The organism is Tolumonas osonensis (assembly GCF_014202415.1).
Lineage (GTDB): Bacteria > Pseudomonadota > Gammaproteobacteria > Enterobacterales > Aeromonadaceae > Tolumonas > Tolumonas osonensis.
This window is the reverse complement of the sequence record NZ_JACHGR010000029.1, coordinates 1-1,232: the sequence shown is the minus strand read 5'-3', so window position 1 is coordinate 1,232 and position 1,232 is coordinate 1. Positions and strand designations below refer to the sequence as shown.

Below are 1,232 nucleotides of genomic sequence, written 5' to 3'. Positions count from 1 at the left end.
TGAATCGCCACTGATTTCCTAGACACCTTTTAGTTAGATAAACTAGCTAAAAAAGAGGTGTTCATGAGCCATAAACGTTACCCCGAACAATTCAAAATCGAAGCGGTTAAACAAGTCACTGTTGCCGGTCATTCTGTTGCTGACGTTGCTCAGCGTTTAGGTACTACCACTCATAGTCTTTATGCTTGGATCAAGCGCTATGGCCCTGATTCTGAGGAGCATCTTCAGCAGTCCGCTGAGTCTGCTGAAATTAGACGGTTACAGAAAGAGCTTAAACGCGTTACTGAAGAACGTGACCTGTTAAAAAAAGCCGCGGCGTACTTCGCAAGTCACCCCGAGTAAGGTACGCCTTTATCCAAGAACATCACCACAGCCACTCTGTGCGGCAACTATGTCAGCTGTTTGATGTTCACCCGAGCGGGTATTACGCGTGGAGAAGCTGCGCCAAGTCGAAGCGGCAACGTGATAATGAACGGCTTACAGGTCAACTCAAACAGTGTTGGCTCGAGTCTGGTGGTGTCTATGGATACCGTAAACTCCATCGAGATCTGCGTGATCTTGGTGAGCAATGCGGTATTAATCGTGTACATCGCCTGATGCAACGAGCAGGACTGCGAGCACAGGTTGGCTATCGCAAACCTAGAGCACGTAGTGGTGAACAACATGTGGTGACACCAAATCGATTAGAACGGCAATTTAATCCGTTAGCGCCCAATAAAGCTTGGGTAACAGATATTACGTATATTAAAACCCATGAAGGTTGGCTCTATCTTGGCGCAGTAATGGACTTGTTTTCACGTCGCATTATTGGTTGGTCAATGGGAAGTAGGATCACCAAAGAACTCGCGTTAGATGCCTTACTGATGGCTGTGTGGCGCCGAAAGCCTGATGGCAAAGTGTTGGTACATTCAGATCAGGGAAGCCAGTATACCAGCCATGATTGGAGTGAATTTCTCAGTGCTCATGGTTTGGAAGGAAGCATGAGCCGTCGAGGCAATTGCCATGATAACGCCGTAGCTGAGAGCTTTTTTCAACTGCTGAAACGAGAGCGAATTAAGCGGAAAATCTATTCGACCAGGGACGACGCAAAAATGGATGTGTTTAATTATATTGAGATGTTTTACAACCCCAAACGGCAGCATAGTTCCAATAATGGGCTGTCGCCGCTAGAGTATGAGCGTCAGTATTTTAAAGAGGCTAAAAGTCGTCTAGTGAAGTAGTGGCGATTCAAT

General features: G+C 46.5%; 1 protein-coding gene. It reads left to right on the top strand.

The features are described from left to right. Nucleotides 1-63 precede the first annotated feature (63 nt). Nucleotides 64-1,220 (top strand): IS3 family transposase gene (locus tag HNR75_RS15415; RefSeq protein ID WP_188027824.1). Its coding sequence is split into 2 segments (ribosomal slippage): nt 64-301 and nt 301-1,220, totalling 1,158 coding nucleotides; the frame shifts between segments, so codons are not numbered across the junction. The last annotated feature ends 12 nt before the right edge of the window (nt 1,221-1,232 follow it).